This window comes from Borrelia duttonii Ly, assembly GCF_000019685.1.
In the GTDB taxonomy this organism is placed as follows: domain Bacteria; phylum Spirochaetota; class Spirochaetia; order Borreliales; family Borreliaceae; genus Borrelia; species Borrelia duttonii.
Window position 1 is genome coordinate 17,190 of sequence record NC_011229.1, and the last position, 23,273, is coordinate 40,462.

The 23,273-nt window shown below is 26.6% G+C and carries 26 protein-coding genes; 10 read left to right on the top strand and 16 right to left on the bottom strand.

Annotated elements, in window-relative coordinates:
- Nucleotides 1-26 precede the first annotated feature (26 nt).
- The 3 genes from trpS to BDU_RS00070 form a co-directional block, all read right to left on the bottom strand.
- The gene (gene trpS, locus BDU_RS00060; RefSeq protein WP_038365796.1) at nucleotides 27-1,076 is read right to left on the bottom strand and encodes a tryptophan--tRNA ligase; all 1,050 of its coding nucleotides are present in this window, start codon (nucleotides 1,074-1,076) and stop codon (nucleotides 27-29) included.
- The gene (locus BDU_RS00065) at nucleotides 1,076-2,167 is read right to left on the bottom strand and encodes an AI-2E family transporter (RefSeq protein WP_012537782.1); all 1,092 of its coding nucleotides are present in this window, start codon (nucleotides 2,165-2,167) and stop codon (nucleotides 1,076-1,078) included. Before BDU_RS00065 ends, trpS begins: the two co-directional genes overlap by 1 nt.
- Before the next feature lie 113 nt (nucleotides 2,168-2,280).
- Nucleotides 2,281-3,138 (bottom strand): HAD family hydrolase, encoded by an 858-nt coding sequence (locus BDU_RS00070; protein WP_012537783.1) that lies wholly within the window; start codon nucleotides 3,136-3,138, stop codon nucleotides 2,281-2,283.
- Between the two features lie 125 nt (nucleotides 3,139-3,263).
- Between BDU_RS00070 and cdaA the strand changes: the two genes are divergently transcribed.
- From cdaA to priA, 7 genes are read left to right on the top strand one after another with little or no spacing between them, the layout of a single operon-like run.
- Nucleotides 3,264-4,034 (top strand): diadenylate cyclase CdaA, encoded by a 771-nt coding sequence (gene cdaA, locus BDU_RS00075; protein ID WP_025400466.1) that lies wholly within the window; start codon nucleotides 3,264-3,266, stop codon nucleotides 4,032-4,034.
- Between the two features lie 3 nt (nucleotides 4,035-4,037).
- Nucleotides 4,038-5,030, top strand: coding sequence for a YbbR-like domain-containing protein (locus BDU_RS00080; protein ID WP_012537785.1), 993 nt, complete (start codon nucleotides 4,038-4,040; stop codon nucleotides 5,028-5,030).
- Nucleotides 5,023-5,412, top strand: a complete 390-nt coding sequence (locus BDU_RS00085; protein ID WP_012537786.1) for a 4'-phosphopantetheinyl transferase superfamily protein — start codon at nucleotides 5,023-5,025, stop codon at nucleotides 5,410-5,412. The genes BDU_RS00080 and BDU_RS00085 overlap by 8 nt, the downstream gene beginning before the upstream one ends.
- 3 nt (nucleotides 5,413-5,415) lie before the next feature.
- The gene (locus BDU_RS00090; protein ID WP_012537787.1) at nucleotides 5,416-6,264 is read left to right on the top strand and encodes a DUF2225 domain-containing protein; all 849 of its coding nucleotides are present in this window, start codon (nucleotides 5,416-5,418) and stop codon (nucleotides 6,262-6,264) included.
- Nucleotides 6,265-7,002, top strand: a complete 738-nt coding sequence (gene truA / locus BDU_RS00095; RefSeq protein ID WP_012537788.1) for a tRNA pseudouridine(38-40) synthase TruA — start codon at nucleotides 6,265-6,267, stop codon at nucleotides 7,000-7,002. It abuts the gene before it with no gap.
- Nucleotides 6,995-7,564, top strand: coding sequence for a uracil-DNA glycosylase family protein (locus tag BDU_RS00100; protein WP_012537789.1), 570 nt, complete (start codon nucleotides 6,995-6,997; stop codon nucleotides 7,562-7,564). Before truA ends, BDU_RS00100 begins: the two co-directional genes overlap by 8 nt.
- Nucleotides 7,557-9,533, top strand: a complete 1,977-nt coding sequence (gene priA / locus BDU_RS00105; RefSeq protein WP_012537790.1) for a replication restart helicase PriA — start codon at nucleotides 7,557-7,559, stop codon at nucleotides 9,531-9,533. Before BDU_RS00100 ends, priA begins: the two co-directional genes overlap by 8 nt.
- On the opposite strand, the gene udk is transcribed toward priA, so the two are convergent.
- Both udk and BDU_RS00115 read right to left on the bottom strand, forming a co-directional pair.
- On the bottom strand, nucleotides 9,530-10,150 hold the full coding sequence (udk, locus tag BDU_RS00110) for a uridine kinase (protein WP_012537791.1): 621 nt from the start codon (nucleotides 10,148-10,150) through the stop codon (nucleotides 9,530-9,532). The genes priA and udk overlap by 4 nt on opposite strands.
- Complete coding sequence (locus BDU_RS00115) at nucleotides 10,143-10,532, bottom strand: rhodanese-like domain-containing protein (protein ID WP_012537792.1); 390 nt, start codon at nucleotides 10,530-10,532, stop codon at nucleotides 10,143-10,145. The genes udk and BDU_RS00115 overlap by 8 nt, the downstream gene beginning before the upstream one ends.
- 128 nt (nucleotides 10,533-10,660) lie before the next feature.
- Between BDU_RS00115 and BDU_RS00120 the strand changes: the two genes are divergently transcribed.
- Nucleotides 10,661-11,626, top strand: coding sequence for a YitT family protein (locus BDU_RS00120; protein WP_012537793.1), 966 nt, complete (start codon nucleotides 10,661-10,663; stop codon nucleotides 11,624-11,626).
- Here BDU_RS00120 and BDU_RS00125 read toward each other — a convergent pair.
- From BDU_RS00125 to BDU_RS00160, 8 genes are all read right to left on the bottom strand, one after another.
- Nucleotides 11,623-12,603, bottom strand: coding sequence for an RluA family pseudouridine synthase (locus BDU_RS00125; protein ID WP_012537794.1), 981 nt, complete (start codon nucleotides 12,601-12,603; stop codon nucleotides 11,623-11,625). The genes BDU_RS00120 and BDU_RS00125 overlap by 4 nt on opposite strands.
- Nucleotides 12,604-13,110, bottom strand: a complete 507-nt coding sequence (locus BDU_RS00130; RefSeq protein WP_012537795.1) for a hypothetical protein — start codon at nucleotides 13,108-13,110, stop codon at nucleotides 12,604-12,606.
- 7 nt (nucleotides 13,111-13,117) lie between these two features.
- Nucleotides 13,118-14,782 carry a diphosphate--fructose-6-phosphate 1-phosphotransferase gene (locus BDU_RS00135; RefSeq protein ID WP_012537796.1) on the bottom strand — a complete coding sequence of 555 codons (1,665 nt, stop codon included), beginning with the start codon at nucleotides 14,780-14,782 and terminating at the stop codon, nucleotides 13,118-13,120.
- Between the two features lie 69 nt (nucleotides 14,783-14,851).
- Complete coding sequence (queA, locus tag BDU_RS00140) at nucleotides 14,852-15,892, bottom strand: tRNA preQ1(34) S-adenosylmethionine ribosyltransferase-isomerase QueA (protein WP_041177668.1); 1,041 nt, start codon at nucleotides 15,890-15,892, stop codon at nucleotides 14,852-14,854.
- Between the two features lies 1 nt (nucleotide 15,893).
- Nucleotides 15,894-16,916 carry a Holliday junction branch migration DNA helicase RuvB gene (ruvB, locus tag BDU_RS00145; protein ID WP_012537798.1) on the bottom strand — a complete coding sequence of 341 codons (1,023 nt, stop codon included), beginning with the start codon at nucleotides 16,914-16,916 and terminating at the stop codon, nucleotides 15,894-15,896.
- Between the two features lie 52 nt (nucleotides 16,917-16,968).
- A complete protein-coding gene (gene ruvA, locus BDU_RS00150) occupies nucleotides 16,969-17,559 on the bottom strand; it encodes a Holliday junction branch migration protein RuvA (protein WP_012537799.1) in 591 nt (196 codons plus the stop codon).
- An 82-nt stretch (nucleotides 17,560-17,641) separates the two neighbouring features.
- Nucleotides 17,642-18,373 (bottom strand): YebC/PmpR family DNA-binding transcriptional regulator, encoded by a 732-nt coding sequence (locus BDU_RS00155; RefSeq protein WP_012537800.1) that lies wholly within the window; start codon nucleotides 18,371-18,373, stop codon nucleotides 17,642-17,644.
- The gene (locus BDU_RS00160; RefSeq protein WP_041177669.1) at nucleotides 18,374-19,279 is read right to left on the bottom strand and encodes a bifunctional 5,10-methylenetetrahydrofolate dehydrogenase/5,10-methenyltetrahydrofolate cyclohydrolase; all 906 of its coding nucleotides are present in this window, start codon (nucleotides 19,277-19,279) and stop codon (nucleotides 18,374-18,376) included.
- 163 nt (nucleotides 19,280-19,442) lie between these two features.
- Between BDU_RS00160 and BDU_RS00165 the strand changes: the two genes are divergently transcribed.
- Entirely contained in the window at nucleotides 19,443-20,078 is a 636-nt protein-coding gene (locus BDU_RS00165; RefSeq protein ID WP_012538607.1) for a BB0027 family outer member beta-barrel protein, read from the top strand.
- Between the two features lie 7 nt (nucleotides 20,079-20,085).
- Nucleotides 20,086-21,117, top strand: a complete 1,032-nt coding sequence (bamB, locus tag BDU_RS00170; RefSeq protein ID WP_012537803.1) for an outer membrane protein assembly factor BamB — start codon at nucleotides 20,086-20,088, stop codon at nucleotides 21,115-21,117.
- Here bamB and BDU_RS00175 read toward each other — a convergent pair.
- From BDU_RS00175 to lepB, 3 genes are read right to left on the bottom strand one after another with little or no spacing between them, the layout of a single operon-like run.
- Nucleotides 21,103-21,534 carry a DUF188 domain-containing protein gene (locus tag BDU_RS00175; protein WP_012537804.1) on the bottom strand — a complete coding sequence of 144 codons (432 nt, stop codon included), beginning with the start codon at nucleotides 21,532-21,534 and terminating at the stop codon, nucleotides 21,103-21,105. The genes bamB and BDU_RS00175 overlap by 15 nt on opposite strands.
- Nucleotides 21,524-22,159 (bottom strand): S26 family signal peptidase, encoded by a 636-nt coding sequence (locus BDU_RS00180; RefSeq protein ID WP_012537805.1) that lies wholly within the window; start codon nucleotides 22,157-22,159, stop codon nucleotides 21,524-21,526. Before BDU_RS00180 ends, BDU_RS00175 begins: the two co-directional genes overlap by 11 nt.
- Complete coding sequence (gene lepB / locus BDU_RS00185; RefSeq protein ID WP_012537806.1) at nucleotides 22,160-23,140, bottom strand: signal peptidase I; 981 nt, start codon at nucleotides 23,138-23,140, stop codon at nucleotides 22,160-22,162.
- Between the last annotated feature and the right edge of the window lie 133 nt (nucleotides 23,141-23,273).

Genomic DNA, 23,273 nt, shown 5'->3' on the forward strand with positions numbered 1-23,273 from the left:
AACAATTAATACTCAAAATTACTTTTTTATTTATATTTCGCCATTTTTTCTATATTCCTTCTAATTCCATTCCATGTTTTTGATATACCCATTAAATTCTTAGCATCTCTTACAGTTTCTAATGCAACCTTTCGAGCCTTATTTGTACCTTCAAAAATTATCTCATCAACATAACCCTTCTTAGCTTTAAAGAATTCTCTTCTCTCCCTAATTGGAATTAAGAATTGATTTAAAACATTAAAAAGTCTCTCTTTAACTTCAATATCTCCAATTGTACCTTTTTTATATCTACTCTTAAGTTCACAAAGCTCATCCATATCACTATTAAAAAGATCATGATAAATAAAAACAGGATTACCATCAACTTCTCCCGGTATATCCGCTCTTATTCTTTTTGGATCTGTAAACATAGACATAACTTTTTTGCGTAATGATTTTTCATCATCATTTAAAAATATTGCATTACCAAGACTTTTACTCATCTTAGTTTTACCATCAATTCCCACAAGAGTATGAAAATCCGTAAATATAGCTTCAGGAATTGGAAAAAAATTCTCACCATAAAGAAAATTAAATTTTCTAGCAAGTTCTCTTGTAAGCTCAATATGAGATTCATTATCACGTCCAACAGGAACAAAATCAGCCTTTGCCATTAAAATATCTGCACTCATTAAAACAGGATAACCTAATAGCCCATAAGGAATTTCACTCAGTCCAGCATTAATGCTCATATCTTTTATACTAGGAATTCTTTGCAAACGATTAACCATAACAATCATTGATAATATTAAATTTAACTCTAAAAGCTCAGGTATTGCTGATTGCAAATAAATATTAACTCTCTCAGGATCAATTCCACAAGACAAATAATCCAAAACTATTTCTCTAACATTAATTGATATCTCATTAATGCTCTTTAGGTCTGATTGTGTAGTAAGAGTATGTAAATCCGCTATAATAATATAAGTCTCATACTCTTCCTGATACTTTAATCTGTTAACAATAGATCCCACATAATGCCCCAAATGAAGAGAACCTGTAGGTCTATCACCTGTAAGAATAACTTTTTTTTGCATCAATTTTCCTTATTATTAAAATTATTATCAATATTATCAAGGGTTAATATCTTAGAACCACTTAAAAATACAGAAAAAGGTCGCAAATATACTATATTATCTACTATTACCTTTATAATAACTGTAAAAGGATAAGCTATCAAAAGTCCCACTATGCCCCAAAGCCATCCCCAAAAGAAAAGAAAACAAAGCAATAAAAAAGGAGAGAGATCAAGTCTATGTCCCTGCATCTTTGGCTCAAGAATATTTCCAATCAACATCTGAACAAATGTATTATATATAAATATATAAAGCACCAAATTTAAATCAGGATAAAACTGCACCAAAGCAGCTATCATAATAAAAAAAACAGCCAAAATCGAACCTATACTTGGAATAAAATTAAAAACAAATGTAAGCACAGCCCATACACGAGGAAAATCCTGCCCAAACAACTTTAAACCTATAAATACCAACAATCCAGTAAGAAAGCTAACAAACACCTTAATTCCTAAATATTTACTAATTTGATTATTGATTGTACTTAAAACTTCAATAAACATACTTGAAACAGATCGTTTAAACGCATTTTTAACTTTTATGTCAAAAATATGTATTTCTGATAACAAAAAATATAATAATAAAAATAAAACCACCAAACTGCTTGCAAACCCAATAATTTCATTAGATATCCTAGTTAAAAAAGGATAAATATATTTAGAAAAATCAATATTACTAATAATAGCACTATCTAATTTATACTTCTCAAGAATATCTACTATAATAAAAATCAATTGTTTTTGATAATAAGGAAGTTGATCAATTAAAACAGTAACACTGTAATATACAAAGCTAAAAACTAAATAAGAAAATAAAAAAAGAACAAAAAAAATTATAAAAATAATTAAAACTCTTGGTATCTTTAACTTTTTAAGAAAAGTATAAATAGGATAAACTAAAAATCCAAGCAATACTGCAATAGATAAAGGCTTAAATATCGTTTGGGCCACTTTTAAAATAGTAATCAACATTATAATTAAAGCTACAACATAAAAAATCGACTGTAATCTAACAAACTTAAATCTATCAGTTGTTTTTATTTCTAAAGCCATCTCTTATTTCCCTCCCCATTGAAATTATTATGAAAAATAATTTAAAAGTAAAGTCAATACTAAAACTGAAATTCATTAATTAAAATTAAACTCATACAAAACATATACATGGTTCATATATTTGAAAAAATTTTTTCCATTATCCAATTATACAACTTAGTTCCCTTACCATAATTAGCCTCAGCCAAATCTCCTACCCTTTTTTCCTTAACTAACTTTTTAGCATTCTCATTATTGCCATAATAAACTGTTAATGTATTTTTATAGTGATTTAAATTATTATTCAAAATCTCAAAAGCTGGAATATCATTAAAACCATCTGCAATATAAAACATATTTTCAAAAGGAATTTCTCTTCTACTTTTTGGAATTCGCTTATTAATTTTATCATAAGATCCCTTATTTAATTCAAAAATTACTCTAGTCTTTATTGTATGATCTACAAAATAACATACACTACTTAAAACACTATTTTCCGAAAATTTATTATCTAAACTCTGATAAAAAGGCATAAGGTACGAATCCACAAATTCACAAGCCCAGACCTTAGTAACATAAGAAGCAATACTACTACCCAAAATCATTTGTCTAAAACCACTAGACACAATATAAATGTTGACAATTGCATCTGATTTTTTTAGACTTTCATTTATATCACTTATTTCTTTAAACAAATCAATCACACCTTCAAAAAACTTTAACTTTGAACCTAATTCAAATAATATTTTATTATTTAATCCTCTAAAAATACCTTCTCTTACGTAAGTTAAAAAATGTGATAAATATATCATCTCATTAGTAATAATATTACAACTATTTTCATTATAAGTAACAGATAAATTTTCAACTTCACTCCAAAACAAATTAGAATCAACATTATACTCATCAAAAAGTACTTGCTGCATGTTACCATAAATTAAAGTATCATCAAAATCAAAGATAAAAGCTATAATTTTTTCTTTTTTACTCATAAATAAAAAATAAATTTAATTTAAGATTAACTTGTATTAAAATATATATACAAGTATGAATATATTCAATACATTATGTATAGTAAAATTATATTATGTACAACATCAGTTAAAAAGAAATGCTTATGATAGACATAAATAATATAAATCAAATTAAAGATATCATCTCTAGGATATTAGACATAAGTTTAATTAGCATCTTAGTCTATTATATCTATAAAAATGTAATTAATTCCTATTCGGTAAATCTACTTAAAGGAATGATTATAATTACATCCATTGGCATCATATCTTATTATTTCAATTTATATACGATCAATTGGTTATTAACTTACATAGCAAATATACTACCAATTGCAATGCTTATATTATTTCATCAGGAAATCAAAAAAATAATAATGCAAATTGGAAACTTTAATCTATCTTTTAAACTTGCAAATAATAAAGAAGAAACTATAAAAACTATTACTGAAATAATTAAAGCAATCAAACATCTATCAGAAAATAAATCCGGCAGCTTAATCTGCATAGAAAAAAAAATACAATTGGAACAAATAATAAACAAAGGAATAAAATTAGATTCCATTGTATCCAACGAAATTTTAATATCAATTTTTGACTATGAAACACCTTTACATGATGGAGCAGTTATTATTAGCAATAATAAAATAGTATATGCTGGGTCTTTTTTACCATTATCTAATGTAGAATCTATTAGTAAAACATTTGGAACAAGACATAGAGCAGGACTTGGAATTTCTGAAAACTCAGATGCAATAACAATAATAACATCTGAAGAAACTGGATCTATTTCACTAACAAGAAATGGAAAATTAGAATATAATTTAAGCTTGAATGAAGTCAAAAAAAAACTAAATATTGCATTAATAGAATGAATAATGATGATAACTAAAAAATTCATAAACATAATTAAGTTATTATTTGAAGATTGGCAAAATAAAGCTATTTCTATCCTAATAGCTATTATTATGTTCATCACGTTTTACTTTAACAGCATAGAATCGGTCAATATAGAAAAAAATTTTAATATTTTACTAGAAAATGAAGTCACATTGGGTAAAATGCCTGATTTTAATAAAATATTACTTACAGTCAAAATTAATAAAAAAGATTCAAAATATTTAGATTTTGAACGAATAATTTTATCAGTTGAAGCTAATAACATAAAAGAAGCTGGGGAATATGAATTGCCAATAAAAATTAAAAATTTTAATCCTATTCCTATAGTTGAATATAAACTCTCAAAAAACAAAATCAAGATAAATCTTGATAAAAAAATTTCAAAATTAGTAAAAGTCGAACCCAAGTTCAAATTAATTGAAAAAGAAGGAAAAGGTGAATATTTTATTGCAAAATATAACATAGTACCTGAAAGACTAACAATACATGGCCCTGAAAAAGTAATAAAATCAATAAATACAATTAAAACAAAAATAAAAGAATTTGACACAAACACTGTATTTATTTCTGATCATCTTGAAGTAATATCTCCAGATCAATTAATAACGCTTGAAAAAAACCACGTAATACTTAACATTACCTTAGGTAAAAAATATATACAAACAACAATAACAAAACCTAACTTAATTTTTAATAATCTAAAAAATGGGCTAGAAATAAAAAATAAAGAAAAAATTTTGGATTCAGAAAATGAAATGTTTATCAAAATAAGAAGTGGACTATCAGAAAAAATCACCAAAATGCATATAAATAATAACAATATTAATCTTAACCTCGATTTAAGTAAAATCGAAAATCCTGGAATTTATGATATTAAAACAGACATAATACTTAAAAATAACACTTATGGCATAGAAGTATATGAATATGAACCTAAAACAATACAAGTAGAAATAACTGCCAATGAATAATAAAATGACGAAATCAATAGGATGTGATATAATAAAAGTCATGAGACTTTCTAGTTTTTTAAAAAATAAAAAAAAACTAGAAAGATTTTTTACACAAAGAGAAATTGAAAACTTAAAAATGAAAGGAAAAGGAGTTTTAGAAAGTTTAGCCGGTAAGTTTTCAGCAAAAGAATCATTGCTCAAAGCTTTAAGTCCACTAGTAAATAGTAAAATAAAATATTCACTTAAAGATATTGAAATCATCAGTTTACCAAAAGGTAATGTAACGTTCCAATTGCATAATGATATTAAAAAATTAATCGCAAAAATGAATCTAAAACTGTATTTAACAATTTCGCATGAACGGGAGTATGCTGTTACATTTGTAATAGTAGAAAATTAATATATGAAAAAGATATCATACTTTACAAAAGAAGAAATTGAATGTCCTTTATGTAAACAAAAATTTAGAAAAGAGGAATTATTAACAGGAAGTAGCAGATTAATATCTGGCAAACTCAAAGTTGATTTAAAAAGAGAATATATCACAAATGAAAAGTACGGTGACATCTATCCCAGAATATATTCAATAATAGTATGTCCTAACTGTTATCTCTCAGCTTTCCCAAATGAATTTCACACAATAACACTTATTAATAATAAAACAAAACAACTCCTAATAAACCATACTAATGAACGCAAACAAATAAAAGAAATTTTTGAAGATGACTTAAACTTCAACCAACCAAGAAGACTTCAAGAGGGAGCTGCAAGTTATATCCTTGCAATAATGTGTTATGAACATCTAGACAAAAACCACAATCCAACCCTAAATCAAGCAAAATGTGCAATAAGAGCAGCCTGGACATTAGAAGATCTAGAAAAGAAATATCCAAACAAAAACTATAATTATTTACAAAAAATATTTTATCATAAAGCAGCATATCTTTATAAACTGACAATAGAAAAAGAACAAAATAACTCAGAACCCATTAATTCTGCAATCATTTTTGGTCCTGATACAGACAAAAATTATGGATATGACGGTGTCTTATATTTATCAGGATTATTAGAATATTTTTATGGAAATATAGAAAATAAACAATACAGGTATAACCAGTTAATTGAAATAAAAACCCTTCTGTCTAAAATAGCCGGAATGGGAAAATCATCAAAAGAAAAACCTTCTATCCTCTTAGATAAAATAAAAGAAGTTTATTTTAAGATATCACGTGAAATAAAAACTTTTAAATAAATGAAAAAAATACTTGCAGAAATAGCATATGATGGCTCACTATATCATGGTTTTCAAATTCAACCTACAAAACCAACAATCCAAGGAGAAATAGAAAAAGCATTAGAAAAAATAAATAAAACAAAAGTCAAAATTCAATCAGCAGGTAGAACAGATAAAGGAGTTCACGCAAAAAGACAAATAATATCTTTTTATATAAAAATAAATATTAATCTTAAAAATTTAAAGACAGCAATAAATTCTCTCCTAAAAAATGATATTAGAATAATTAAATTAAAGTATGTATCAAATGAATTTCAACCCAGATTTCATGCCAAGAAAAGAAAATATACCTATTACATACTTAACAATGAAAATCATTATCCTTGGGAAGAATATCAAGCCTACTATGTAAGAAAAAAACTAAATATTAATAGATTAAATACAATGGCTGAAATGTTAATTGGTTTGCATGATTTTACAACCTTTTCATGTATTAGAGATCAAACAAATTCAAAATTAAAAGAAATTTACTTAGCTAAATTTAAGAAAAAAAACAAATTTATCGTCTTTGAAATAATAGGCTCTTCATTTTTATGGAAAATGGTAAGATCAATAGTAGGAACAATGATCGACATAGAAATCAAAAATGAATCTGTTGATACCTTCATAAAAATATTAAAGTCGAAAAACAGAAAATATGCACGAACAACGGCACCTGCAAAAGCTTTATTTTTAGATAGGGTTTTTTATGAATAAAAATAAACTAATAAAAAAAATAATATTATTTAGAATACTGAAAAATAATATATCGGGAAACATTTATTACAACTATAAAGAAGAAATTGAAAAAATTAAAAATACAATAATAAAAGTTAAAAATGTAGATACATTAGAACAAACACATATCAAAGAAAATCAACCAATAAAATCAGTAGAACATAATACAAAACAAACCAATACAAAAAATTTATTAATAATATATATAGATAAAAAACATTTAAATAAAAATACAAATGCAATAATCAAAAAATGGTGTGAAAGCATAAGTATATTAAATTATAAAATAATAAATAATTCTAATACGCTAATTGCAGAGATTGATAATCAACAACCCAAAGCAATTCTTGCTTGCGAAGAAGTAGAATTATTTTTAAATCAAAACTTAAGAATTCAAATTGTTAGAGGATTTGAATTAAAATTTAAAAAAATTCCAATAGTATTTACGCATCTTCCTACAAGTCAAATAAGCAATCCAGAACTCAAAAAAGAAATCTGGCAAGATCTAAAAATGATAAAAGGCATAGTAAAATATGGATGATAACCTGGAACAAAATTTCTACTATGACATTGCATTCAATATACCTATCAATAGACTTTTTCTTTATAAGTACAAACTAACATTAAAAACAGGCACAAGAGTAATAACAAATTTTCATGGAAAAGAAAAAATTGGAATAATAATTAAAAGATATTACAAAGAAGAACTAAAAGAAGATTTTACATTTTCAATAAAAGATATATTAAAGGTCATTGACGATCATCCAATAATCACAGAACATAATATTAATCTTGCACGTTGGATTAGTCAAAAAACATTTTCTGGATTTGGAGAAACTTTATTTTGTGGCTTACCTAAAATTTCAACTTCAAATAAAAAAATAAAAAACAATAAGAGTGAAAGTCCAAAATCCAAAGTATCTATTCAATTAAATGAAGAACAAAATAAAATTTATAAAGACATTATTGAATCAAGTATCCAAAATACATTTTATTTATTTGGTGTTCCGGGTTCTGGAAAAACAGAAATATTTATTAAATTATGCGAAAACTATTTAGAACAAAAAAAACAAATAATTTTTCTCATTCCTGAAATTTCATTAGGTTATCAAATAATTCAAAGACTTAAATCAAGCTTAAGCACAAACAATATTTATGAATATAACTCTAAAGTATCCAATTCAAATAAAATTGCTATATGGAACAAAGTCAAAAATGGAGAAAGTTTAATCATACTTGGAATTAAGAGCGCATTAATGCTACCATTTACAAATTTAGGATTAATAATCATGGATGAAGAACATGAACACACATATAAATCTGAAAACACCCCACGATTTCATTCAAGACATATAGGATTTTTTTTACAAAACACTTTTAATGCCAAATTTATAATGGGAAGTGCAACTCCATCACTTGAGGCATATCTTGCAATGAAGAATAATCAAATTAAAAAGATGATCTTAAAAAATAAATTTTTAACAAAAACATTAAAAGAACTTAAAATAATTGATATGAAAAAAGAACCTCAAATAATATCTTCAGAATTACTTTACAATATACAAAAAAGTATACTTGAAAAAAGGCAAGCATTAATCTTTATTAATAAAAGAGGATACTCAAACACACTTGAATGTAAAATTTGTGAACACATAATTTGTTGTCCTAACTGTTCTGTTAATCTAACTTATCATCAAAATGAAAATAAACTCATTTGTCATTACTGTAATCATAAAACAAATATAATAAGCACTTGTCCCAAATGTAACTCAAAAGACATTATGTATAAAACATATGGTATTCAATTTGTAGAAAAAGAACTAAAAAAATTTTTGCCAAATGCACGAATAGCAAGAATAGACTCTAATATTAATCAAAAAGAAATTTCTCAATCAATAAATGCATTTGAAAATGAACAGTTAGATATCTTAATTGGAACGCAAATTATTGCCAAAGGTTTTAATTTTAAACAAATTAAAACATTAGGGATTATTAATGCAGATATTGGAATAGATTTTCCTGATTTTAGAAGTAGTGAAAAAATCTTTGCAATAATTTCACAAGTCTTAGGAAGAGCCGCAAGATTTAAAAGTGATAATACAATTATTATTCAAACAAAAAATCCAAATTATTATGCCATAAAATATGCATATGAAGGTAAATACGAAGAATTTTATCAAGAAGAAATAAAAATTCGAAAAGAATTAAATTATCCTCCCTTTAAAAAAATAATCAGAATAGTAGTTAGAAGTCAAAAACAAGAAGCTGCCAAACATAAATGTTCAGAATTTTTCGACATATCTAAAGAATTCTTAAATGACGATATAGAATATATTGGCCCATCAAAGGCCCCCATATCAAAAATATCCAAATACTACAGATATAACATTTTATATTTATCAAAAACATTTAACCCACTTGAAAAGTTAATACGCAATACAAAAGAAAGAATAAAAAATACAAAAGACACATATATTGAAATAGATTATTATCCTCTTTCACTACTTTAAAAAAATTTTGAACTATCCTTTACAAGTGTCTTTAAAAAAGATGAAAGAACATAAAGAGCTTTATCATTGTGTCCTCCTTCAGGAATAATTAAATCAGCATATTCCTTAGTAGGTTCAATAAACCTGTAATATCCTGCTCTGGTTGTACGTAAATATTGCTCAATAACAGACTCTAATGTACGCCCTCTCTTAGACATATCTCGTTCAAGCCTTCTAATAAATCTAATATCATTAGGAGTATCGATATATATCTTCAAATCTATTAAATTACGTACACGTTCCTCAACAAAAATCATAATACCTTCAACAATAATAATAGGAGTAGGCACTATCTTAATAGTTTCATCTCTTCTTTTATGGTTAATAAAATCATAAAGTGGCATATTAATCGATTGATTTTCTTTTAATTTTTTCAATTGCTTATAAAATAAATTATTATCAAAAGCATCGGGATGATCAAAATTAACATCTAAAAACTCATACTCATAATCCCCAACACTTTTATAATAATTGTCCTGAGATATAAGAACGAATTCAGAAATAACTTCACTAATTTTATTAACAATTGTAGTTTTACCACTTCCAGATCCACCAGATATTCCGATAATCTTAACCATTAATCTCTTCTTTAGAGCCGGGCAATTTAGGCATATTTTTCAATGTTCCTGCTACAAATACATTTTTAAACCCTAACCCTTTTAAAAGCTTCTCAGCTTCAAAAGACTTGCTAAAACTTTTACCATAAATTATTATTTGAGTATCCAAACTACCCAATTTATCTTTTTTTGCAAATAAATTTTTAAAAGGAATATTAATAGCTCTTGTATAATGAGACTTAGTATATTCCTTAGGAGATCTAATATCTAATATTTTTGCACCATTTTTAATTTTTTCTAATAAGGCTATGTTTGTTCTCTTCATTTTTAAAATAATAAAAAACCAAATATAAAAAAAGAGAAAAACTATTAAACATATAAGCTTTAAATAACTAACAATCATATCTTTTATAAAACAATAATATCAAAAAAAAAGAAACAATTGCAATAAAAGTGAATTGTTTTTTAGTAAAATTAGTATAAAATTCAGATGAATCAATAATTTTATACTAAAGAGTAAAGTAATAAAAAATGAAGAAAAAAAAGAACAAATGGACTAGAATAAAGCAAAAATTTAAATTTATTATATTAAAAATATTAAGAAAACAACTTAAAAATGTCTTTAAAGATCCTAAACTAATATTAATTAGCACTTTACAAATAATAATGGGCTCACTCTTAATGGCAATATCCACAAACATTTTATACATACCACATGGACTCTTAAGTGGTGGAATTGCGGGAATTTCATTGATGTTACACTATCTTTTAGATTTCAATCTAGGGCTTACAATCTTTATGTTAAATATTCCATTATTTATTATTGGAATAAAATTTTTAAATATAACTTTTGTAATTCAAAGCTGGATTGCAATGGCTTTATATTCTTTAATAGTCAATTATTCACAATTTTTACAATATAAAATTCAACTAAATGACATGATACTTGTGTCAATTTTAGCAGGTTTAATATCAGGTCTTGGACTTGGCTTAATATTTAAAGCAAAAGGTTCATCGGGCGGTACGGATATAATTTCTATGATAATTAAAGAAAAATATTCAATTAGTATTGGAACTACAAACTTTCTATTTAATCTTGCAGTATTGTTAATTGCAGCAACATTTTTTAATATCGAAATTGCTCTTTATACCCTCATAGCTTCATTTGTAACAGCTATAATGACAGACAAAACAAGTACAGGATTTGGCAACCAAAAAGCAATTCTCATCATCTCAGATAAAGGAAAAGAGATATCCTACTTGCTTACCAATAAATTAAAAGTAGCAGCTACACTACTTGAAGGTAAAGGCGCTTGGGCTGGCAATGACAAAACCATAGTTTTTATAGTAGTTCCAACAATGCGTATGTCTAGAATCAAATATATTTCTCAAAAAATTGACCCCAACTGTTTTATTACAGTCATTAACACAAATGAAATAACTGGTGGGAAAAAAATTATCGAAACAAATACAAATAAAAATGACATTGCAAGTTAAAACTTATCTAAAACAACATTCAAATCTTTAACAAGTAAATCCAATGTTGCATCATCATAAAAATTCGATAAAAAATCAATGAATCTTTTGGGCAATACTGAAATAAACTTCTTTAAAAAACCTTCTTTAATACTAATTTCAAGCTTAAAAGAATGAAGCATCAAAGATATTTCTTTAAATTCTTGATCTAGCCTAGAATAAATATCATCGCCTAATATTGGATGATTTAAATATTTCATATGAACTCTTAATTGATGAGTACGCCCTGTTTTAGGTTGAAGAACTACTAATGAATAATTTTTCATACTAATTAATACTTTATATTCGGTTAATGCTCTCTTTCCACTATTTTTATGCACAGTAAACTTTTTTCTATCATATCTATCTCTATCTATAAAAGTATCAATAATTCCACTATCAACTTTAAAATTACCTTTAACAATCGCAATATAAACCTTCTTAACAGATCTATTCTTAAACTGCTCAAATAAGAAATTTAAAGTTTCCAGATTTTTAGCACAAATCATTACACCAGAAGTCTCTTTATCCAACCTATGCACAATTCCAGGTCTAATTTTATTTTCCTGAAACTTATATCTTAAATTCGATATATGATGTAATAAAAAATTCACAACAGTATTCTCTAAATTTGATATACCAGGATGACTTAAAATCCCTTGAGGTTTTTCTATAACAATGACATTTATGTCCTCATAAAGAATATTAATGGGCAAATTCAAGGGTACCAAATATTCTCCTAAATCAATACTTTCATTAAATTCTATTAATATTCTATCATTTATAAAAACGGGCTTAGATAATTTAATTGCACTAAAATAACCATCATTAAATTTAAATGCTTTTAATTCCCTCTTTTTAATCTGACTTCTATTAAAAAGACACAAATGTTCTGATAAATAAATATCTAATCTTTGAGAATTATGCTTTACAATAAACTCTTTTTTAAGTTTTTCCATCTAAGAATAAATCAAGCTATCAATCAAAGCAATAATTAATGATATTGCAAGTCCAACTGACGTAGAAACTACAAATTTTTTAAAATTTTCATCTTTAGAAAGTTTAAAATTACTCGCAAAAGGATATGGAAAACTTTTTGCACCAGTGCTATTAAAATAATAAGATAAATCAAAACAATACAAACCTAAAAACAAAGCTATAGGAAAAGCACCAATACTTATTGCTGAAAACCTAAAAACTTTTTTACCCCAATTAGAATTAATAGTTTTTTCTATATTTAAATCCTTATTTTCCTGAATATCTTTATAAAAAAAATCATCGTTAAATTGAAACTTATCAAAAATTTCATTACCAAAATTAGTATTATTTTCGCTGAAATAAATTTCATTCTCCAGCGAAAATTTTTGACTTAAATTTAAATATTCAAAATCTAATTTAGTATAACCTAAAGAATTTGAATAAAGGATAAAAATATTGCAAATAAAAAGCAAAAATATAATCATCATTAATAATTCATGTTTCCAATTCTAACTTCAATGTTAAAGTTATCTCATCAACAAGTTCAGATGCACCAAAATATTGAATAGGCCCTGGAAAAACATATAAATTATTGATTGCCCATTGTTCACGATGCTTCACAAATTCATTAAAAGGTGCTCCATTTAAATCAACAAGAGCTTTTTTAATAACAGGTTTTAAAACACCATATCTCTCCTCCATATTCATCATCATTGTTATAGGCACCCCACCTGCAATCCATTCAGTAGAATTTTTATTTAAATTTTTAATAGTAGACATATAGCCTGTAAAACCATTTAAAACAAGCAATGCAGCATTATAACCCAAACTATAACAATAATCACTATCAAAATTTGAAGGAGTAACACTTCTACCCTCATAACCAAAAAAATGATCAATTGGAGAAAATTTACCACTATATTCACCAAGATTTCTTAACTCTTCTAATCTAACACTAACCATTTCCATAAATAACTTCTCAGTAGGCACTCGAGACACATGAAAATTACCATGAGGATCTCTCTCTAAAACAGAATTTACAAGTTCAATTTGAATAAATAATGGCAAAGACACATAAACTTTTTTCATATACTCACTAAGCTTAGAGATAAAAACTTTTCTTATATCCTCAACATCTAATCCCTTAAATTCCTCTTCATTACTATCAAAGATACTACACAATTCAATCATCAAAGATTTAACTTCAGGAATAAATTCAATAACTCCTTCAGGAATTATAATAACACCAAAATTATACCCTTTCAATGAACGCTTTATAACAACAGACGCTATATCTTCAACAATTTCTGATAAAGTTTTATTTTTTGCCAAAACTTCTTCAGATATAATACAAATATTAGGATGCGTCTTTAAAGCACACTCAAGAGCAACATGAGACGCACTTCTTCCCATTATCTTTATAAAATGCCAATATTTTCCAGCAGACATAGCATCACGACATAAATTACCTACCATTTCAGAATAAGTTTTAGTAGCAGAATCAAATCCAAATGAAATTTGAATATGCTCATTCCTCAAATCAGCATCAATTGTTTTAGGGACACCAATAACTTGAATATCATGATGTTTTTTCTTAAAAAACTCTGCTAATAAAGCGGCATTAGTATTTGAATCATCGCCACCAATAATAATAAGAGCATTAAGATTATTTTTAAGAACTACTGACAAAACTTGCTCATATTGAACATAGGTTTCTATTTTAGTGCGACCAGAAGATACAATATCAAAACCACCTGTGTTCTTATAAGCATCTATTAGATCTTGTGTAATTTCAATTTTTTTATCATCTAACAAACCTGCAGGACCACCTTTAAAACCAAAAATTTTTGAATTTGAATTAGATTTTTTTATTGCATCAAAAATACCAGCAACAACATTATGTCCTCCAGGAGCAGGCCCACCTGAAAGAATTATTCCTACATTTAAAATTTTTGTAAAATCTACATTCGAAGAACCTTGAATAAAATTAACAACCGGAAGTCCATAAGTATTTTCAAAAACTTCTCTTAACTCATCTTTATTTCCAAGAGCATCTGTCTTGTCACCAAAAACTACACTAATGTTTTGAAAATCATTTGTTAAAATTTTTGGCAACCTTGGAACATACTTATATCTTTCCTTTTGCAAAATTGAAATCATATATCTTCTCCTTTCAAGATTTATCTAAATTATTATTAAGTAAATACTAAAATAATTAATCATTAATATCTATATATGACTTAAAAATAAAGTAGCATCACCATAAGAAAAAAATCTGTAATTCATTGTAACAGCTTCTCTATAAGCATTAAATACGAAATCTTTACCACCAAAAGAAGAGACTAACATTAAAAGTGTCGATTCTGGTGTATGAAAATTTGTAAAAAGCATATCAACAGATTTAAATTTATAATTTTTACCTGGATAAATAAAAAGATTGGTTTTCTGTTCACCTCTAGTAAACCTCCCCTTTTGTTTATCATAAGCAGATTCCAATGCCCTAAGAGTAGTAGTCCCAACAGCTAAAATTTTTTTACCTAAAGACTTAGCCCTCTCAAGCCTACAAGCTACAGAATCTCTTATTGAAAAACTTTCAAAATGCATTTTATGTTTTTCTATTGTTTTGGTCCTAACGGGAAGAAAAGTCCCAAGTCCAACATGAAGTGTAATAAAATCATATTCAATATTATTCTGAGCAAATTTAGAAAATAATTCTTCACTAAAATGTAAACCCGCTGTAGCTGATGCTGATGAACCAATATATTTTGAATAAATAGTCTGATAACGATCTTCATCCTCTTTATCATAATCTCTTTTAATATAAGGGGGCAAAGGAATAAACCCATACTGTTCAAAATAAGATTCATCCACATATCTATTAAATTTAATCGTAAATTCATTATCTAATTTTGAAATTATCTGAGCTGACAAATCCTGAGGAAATCTATACACTTTACCAACTTTTTGTCTTTTAGCCTTAGAAATTAAAGACGTAAATGTATCTCCTGTCAATCTATTTAAAATTAAAAACTCAACATTACCATCATAATCTGTCTTAGCATATATCCTCGATTTCCTTACTCTTGAATCATTAAATACTAAAAAAGTATTGCTGCCAATATACTTTAAAATATCATTTACTGAATCAGTATGATAAATTTTTTGACAAATAGAATCCAAAACCATTAATTTTGCCAAACCTCTTCTTTCACTTGGATACTGTGCTATTAAGTGATGTGGTAAATCAAAATAAAATTCCTTAGTCTCCATACTACCTACTAATATCAAAAATGGTTTGATTATTTTTGTTTAAATTTAAATGCAAATACGCAAAATCAGTAGCTCTGCGTCCTCTATTAGTTCTCTCAATAAAACCCCTTAAAACAAGATAAGGTTCATAAAAATCTTCAAGAGAATCTGCTGTCTCTCCAACAGCAATTGCTAAGGTTTCAATTCCAACAGGACCACCTCTAAATTTTAATATCAAATTTTTCAAAATATTCCTATCTTGTTCATCAAGTCCCTCATGATCAATTTTCAACATCTCAAGTCCAGCAGTCACAACATCTTCTGTAATTAAATCATAACCACCAACCTGAGCAAAATCTCTCATTCTCCTTAAAAGTTTATTTGCCATACGAGGAGTTCCTCTTGAACTTTTTGCAAGAAGCAAGGCAGCTTTATCATTCAATTTAACATTTAAAATAAAAGCACTTCTTTTTATAATTTTTGAAAGCTCATCCTCATTATAAAGATCAAATCTAAATACAATTCCAAATCTTGCATACAAGGGTGACGCTACTTTTCCTGGCTTTGTAGTAGCCCCAATTAAAGTAAACTTAGGAATTGACATTCTTACAGTCCTTGCAACAGCACCTTGGCCAACTATACAATCTATCTTATAATCTTCCATTGCAATATAAAGCATTTCCTCTATTGCAGGTTTAAGTCTATGTATTTCATCAATAAATAAAACACTCTTATCATTAAGGGTCATTAAAATTCCAACAATATCTTTTGGTTTCTCAAAAGCTGGTGCTGAAGTTATTTTAATCGTAGTATTCATTTCAAGGGCAATAATACTAGCCAAAGTAGTCTTTCCAAGTCCCGGAGGACCACTTAAAAACACATGATCAAGCGCCTCATTCCTGTCTCTAGATGCTTTGATGAAAATATCTAAATTATCTTTAATATGAGATTGCCCTGAAAAATCTTTAAGAAATTCTGGTCTAAGATCATCTTCATTATTGTCATAAAGAAAATTTTTTTCAGAATTTAAAAAGCCCAAATCCACTTAAATTTCACCCTTTTTACTCAAAATTAATCATATACCTCTAAAATAAAATCTAAACTGAAAGTCTTTTTAAAGTCTCTGTAAATAAAAATTGTTCTTGTTCGGCTTCTTTTAAAATTAAAAATTTATCACTAAGCATAATTTCTCTAAACGCAACTACAACCAATTTTCTATCAAAACCCATATTCACAATTGATTGTTCAAGCTCTTTAAATTTCAACATATACGAACTTGATTCATCACCCTTTACAAGTTTACCTCTAAGTTTTAAAAATATTTTCCCTGCTATTTTATTTCCAATACCTTTAACCTTAGAAATAAGATTAATATCTTCTTTTGCAATAGCAAGCCGAAATGCATCATATTTAATTCCAGATAATATTTTCAAAGCCGCTTTTGGTCCTATTCCATCAACACCAATTAAATCTTCAAAAACTTCCCGTTCTGATATATTTAAAAATCCAAAAAGCTTAACATCATCATCTCTAAAATGAAAATAGGTTAATATTTCAACATCTTCTAACAACCTCAATTCCATTTTACAAAAAGAACTAACTAAAATCTCAAATTCAAACGGAAAAGCTAAAATAATAATACTAGATTCTTTTTTATCTACAATCTTACCATAAATTTTATTAATCATAGAACTAAATTATAATTCATAAAAATTCAAGCTTATCTTATTTATAAAAATAAAAGCAAAATAAAAAAACTTTAACACTATACTAACAAATATCATCAACAATTTCTAAATTATGATAAACTTCTTGTACATCATCACAATCTTCCAATTTTTCAATAATAGCAAGTACTTTATCCATTTGTTCTTTATCTAAAGCAACTTTACTCTCAGGAACAAGTGCAACCTCTGCAATATCCTCTTCAAACTTAGTTCGCAAAATAGATGAAACGGATTCAAAATTATCAGCACTCGTTATTACTTCTACTTGAGAACCTTCACTATAAATATCTTCTGCACCTGCTTCCAATGCAAGCTCTATTATTTCATCCTCATGATATTTATCTAAATTGTAAGAAATCAATCCCTTTTTATGAAACATATAAGAAACAGAACCTGGAGCTCCAAGAGAACCCCCACTTTTTGAGAGAACACTTCTCACTTCACTTGCTGTCCTATTCTTATTATCCGTCAAACATTTAATTATTAAAGCCACACCATAAAGAGCATAGGCTTCATAAGTAAGTTCAAAATATTCAGATCCCATATTATCACCAATGCCCTTTTTTATTGCCTTTTCAATATTATCCTTAGGCATATTAGCAACTCTAGCCTTATTAACAGCAAGTCTCAAGCGAGGATTAGAATCAATATCTCCTCCTCCCATTCTAGCGGCAATACTTATTTCACGAATTAACTTAGTAAAAATCTTATTTCTCTTAGCATCAAGAGTACCTTTCTTTCTCTTTATAGTTGACCATTTACTGTGACCAGACATTCAAACCTCCACCAATTTCATCAATTTTTCTAAAAGATCAAACTTCTTACGCCTAATTAAATAGGCTTTAATTGTATTAAACATCAACATAAGAACTGTAACAGGCCCAACTCCCCCTATTACAGGAGTAATGAACCTAACACGATCCTTTACTGCCTCAAAATCAACATCACCTACAAGAACACTACTATTATTAACATCTACTCTAGAAATACCAATATCAATAACATAAGGATGTCCAACTATCATACTAGCATCTATTAATTTAGGTTTTCCAACAGCAGAAATAATAACATCTGCTTGTTTTACATAAAAATCTAAATTGACAGTTTTACTATGACAAACAATAACAGTTGCATTATAAGGCTTACAAGAGAGCAAAATAGAAATGGCTCTCCCAACAAGCAAGCTTCTACCAATAACAACAACAGTTTTGCCAGAAATTTCTATTTTATAATCAAATAAAATTTTCAATACAGCAAGAGCCGTACAAGGAATAAACCCTCTCTTATCTCCCGAAACTAATTTACCCAAATTCACAAAAGAAAGTCCATCTACATCCTTTATACTTAATATGCTATTTAAAATCATATTCACATCTATTTTATTAGCAAGTGGCAACTGAACAATAATCCCATCAGTATAATCATTTGTATTTTCAATCTCAATTAAACGCAAAATGTCATCTTGATGCGAATTCTCACTCAACCTAATAACATTAAAGTTAATACCAATTTCTTTAGATACTCTCTCCTTAACAGAAACATAAAGTTCACTTGCAGGACTATTATTTGCCAAAATTACTTTAAGAGAAATTTTATTTACTAAATTATGATAGATCAAGAACTCTTTTAACAACAAATAATATCGATTTGCAAAAATTTTACCATCAAAAACACTGCTCACATAAGCCCTCCCCTCCACCAATCTAGTTTGAAGCATTATCCATTATACTATATTGTACTTTAAGTATAAACATGAATAAATGCATATAAAAATTAATTGTAATAAAAACTATTTTTCAATATAATAACTTTTAAAAGAAAGAATTTTGAAAATATGGAGAATAATGAAAAAAATTTTTTTAACGGGGTTTATTTTAGTATTATTGTTACACATAAATACAAAAAAGCTAGAAGCATATTCAATCGACAGAAATGGGAACTCCATTATAGAAGTAGATTTAAGTCTAGGAATTCCCCTATTTTACAATGATCTATCAAACATTTTCTCTTCAAACCTATATCCCGGTGGCCTTGGAGCAGCCAAGTATAAATACCATATATTAAACAACCTGTCTATAGGAGCAGAACTTAGATATATATTTAATTTTGACATTAATCACTCATTTAATTTATTAAACCCTGACTCTGTAATAGGCAAGACACTTACCATAGTACCTATTACATTCCTAACAACTTACGTATTTGACATAGGTGAACTTTTTCAAATACCCATATTTTCAAACATAGGACTTACTTTAAATTATTATGGAGACAAAAGTGATAGTATTTCAAATTTAAGAACATTCGATACAATGCCTGTAATATCTATTGGTTCTGGGATTTTCTGGAATTTTAATTACAAATGGGCTTTAGGAGTTACAACTTCATGGTGGGCAATGTTTGAATTTGGAAATTCAGCTAAAACTGCCCATTTTTTACTAATATCACTCTCAATAATAGTAAATATGAACAAATTATAGGTAAATTATGAATAAAAAAAACTTCAAAAAATTAATTATAATAATATTAACATTTTTAAACCTAGAATGCTCAAGTGAATCTATCTTTTCTCAACTTAGCAAATTACAAAAAATTAATAGTAACAATAACATTTTAGATAGCTCAAGTCCAACTGGTATTTCATTAATAAACAATACTCTTTATATTGCAGCCATGCATCTATTTAAAAAGGAAAACGGAAATATAACAAGAGTAAATTTTAGCAATTCTTATGAATTTGTGATCGATCTCGTCAATGTGTCAGGAAAAACATATTTGTTAGTACAAAATAAAAATGGACAATTAGAACTATATTCTTTTGAAGATAATGATTGGAAACTTTTATTCCAAAAAAATGTAACTCCAATTAAATTTCTAAAATCTATAGGTATAAGCGAAATTACCGCAGCTTATATCCTGGCAATAGAAAACAATGGCAAACAAATTATTCTAGATACAAATGGAAATAATCAAACTCCCAATTCTGCAACTCATAATGACAAGTTTTATCAAATTTCAAATAGCAATAAATCAATTACGGGAAGATTTGCTAAAATTTGGAAATTAAATAGTAGCGAAATTACAAAAGTTAATACAACAAATGAAATAATGGCAATAATAGACACAAATATTCGCGGTTCGCAAGAAACTTTAGTATTTACTGGAAGAAATACTGACTCAACAGACAATAAATTTGAAATATATTCAAATAAAGACAATTATAAATCTCCAATATTCAATCGTGATAACATAGGAGAATTTATTGCATACTTTGCAAGAGAATTCCATGACATAATACTGATTGGAAGTAGTAATGGATTTGTAGAACTTATTAAAGATAAGGATACTTTTATCTTACAACCACCCTCACAATCTGTATTGTCAGGTTCTTACAATGGCTCGCAATTAAGTAAAACCAGACTTAATGATATCATACCTATATCAAAAGAAATAATTTATATATTAACACAAGGAAAAGGACTATGGAAAATCGAAAATAAAAAGTTAATTAAAGAATAAACGATGAAAATTCATTGTAAAATTTGAATATTTAATTTTATGAGTTTCCTTATAAAAAGATTTTCTAATTTTAATATCTAAGTTAACATTTAATTTAGCTCTAAAGTGCAAATAACTTATATTGTTTCTATCGAAAATTTGACCCTCATCATTCATAACTTTAATTTGACAATCTAATAAGCTTTTAACAAATAATATATCTCTAGTAATCACCATACTATTTTTATCAACTAATTCCAAAATAAAAGAATCAACATCACTTACAACTTTAACAAAAGTATTTTTGAATATCTTTAATTTTAGCTTCCTATTTGCAACCAAAATAAGTTCTACATTTCTACTTAACACAAAATTTTGCAAAAACTTTATTATTTCCAAATTACAAGAATCAGCATCAACAAAAATTTTATTTAACAACCTTATAACCCATTATTTTTAGCAATAAAAAAGATAAAATATCAGCCTGTCCCACAGGACCAAATACCCTAGAATCATTTAGTACTTCTAAATTTTCATTTAAAAGAAAAAATTCATTTTTTTTTAAAAAATAACATTTAATTACTTCATCAAAACCAAAGAAATCATTTAATTTATAACCTATCATCAAATTACCATTCAAATAATAAGAATTATTAACTTGTCTATATACTAAAACATCAAAACCCTTAACGTATACTAAATCTCCCCAAGTAGCAACTATTTTTGCAATCTTATAACTACCTATATTGAAAATATTATTTAAAAAAAATAAATCTCTCAAAAATTTAAAAATAAAATTGTATCTTAAATTTGGATCTTCATAAATAACAATATCATTTAATGTTAACGGAATAAAAAAAGTACGTATATGTTTTGAAACAAAAACTAAAGTATTGTTTTTTGTTATCAAAGAAAACATCTCATCACCTTGAAAAGTAAAAATTTGTAAAACAAATTTTGTAACAAAATAATTAGATAGCAAAAATAACAAAATAATTTTAAAAAAAATTTTTCTTCTTTGTTTTCTTAAAAGTCTCTGTTCAAAAGTTAAATAACCGGGCATTTAAATTAAACCTATTCTAGAGAAAGGAAAATACATAAAAAATGCTCTACCAAGAATTTTCTTTTTATCTATAACACCAAAAAACCTTCCATCATAAGAATTGTCTCTATTATCCCCAACAGGTAACACATACCCATAAGGTACATATATTCCATAATCTCTCATTATTGCCTTCTCCATGTAATAATCAACATATGGCATAAAAGCTACTAAATAACGATATTCAAGTCTTTCAATTTCAAATCTATCAATTTCTCTAAGATTAAAAAATGAAAAATCAGATACATTTTCTAAGTTAACATTTAATTGATTTAACGCAATAAACATAGCAAGATTATCATAAACCTTATAATCCACCTCTTCTACATTTTTCTTAACAGTAAAATTATATCCCAATGAAGACTTATAAATATCTTCTTCTATAAATTCTTCCTCACCTTCCCTCTTTACAAACACTAATCCATTCCTAAATCTTACAAGTTTACCATCTGCAAATAATGCTCTTTTTACAAGAAATCTAACACTAGGATTTCCATCCTCATCCTTATCAAGATCGACAAAACTAAAAGTTAGCATATAAAGCAATCTATGCAAAATATCAAAAAAAAGCCCTTTTGATTTATATTCTACATTTTCAAAAATCACAATCTCTGATTCATCTGGTTCCTTTATTCCAACTATCTTACACAATCCCGGCAAAAGTTCAGGACCATAAGAAAACTTATCCACAAACAATAAATCTCCAATCTGCAAAGTATTTTCCATTGAACCCGATGGAATTCTATACGCCTGTAAAAAATATTGATTTATTCCTAAAACAAAAATCGAAGCACCTAAAAGCTCAAGCAAAAAGTTAAGCATAAAACCTCGTTTTTTAGCTCTCAATTTATAAAAATATTTTTTTTGTTTTCTATAAGTTAGATATCTCTCAACAATTCTCACTAAAAAGTTAGCAAAATTATCCAATTTTTCTAAAAACATAAATTTGTCCTCAAACCTAAATTATACATAAAATCAAAAATTATCAATATAGCCAATAACATCTTATATTTAAATAATTAAAGAAAACAAAATCTAAAATTCAATACAAATTATCATGTACTATATTTCTTCA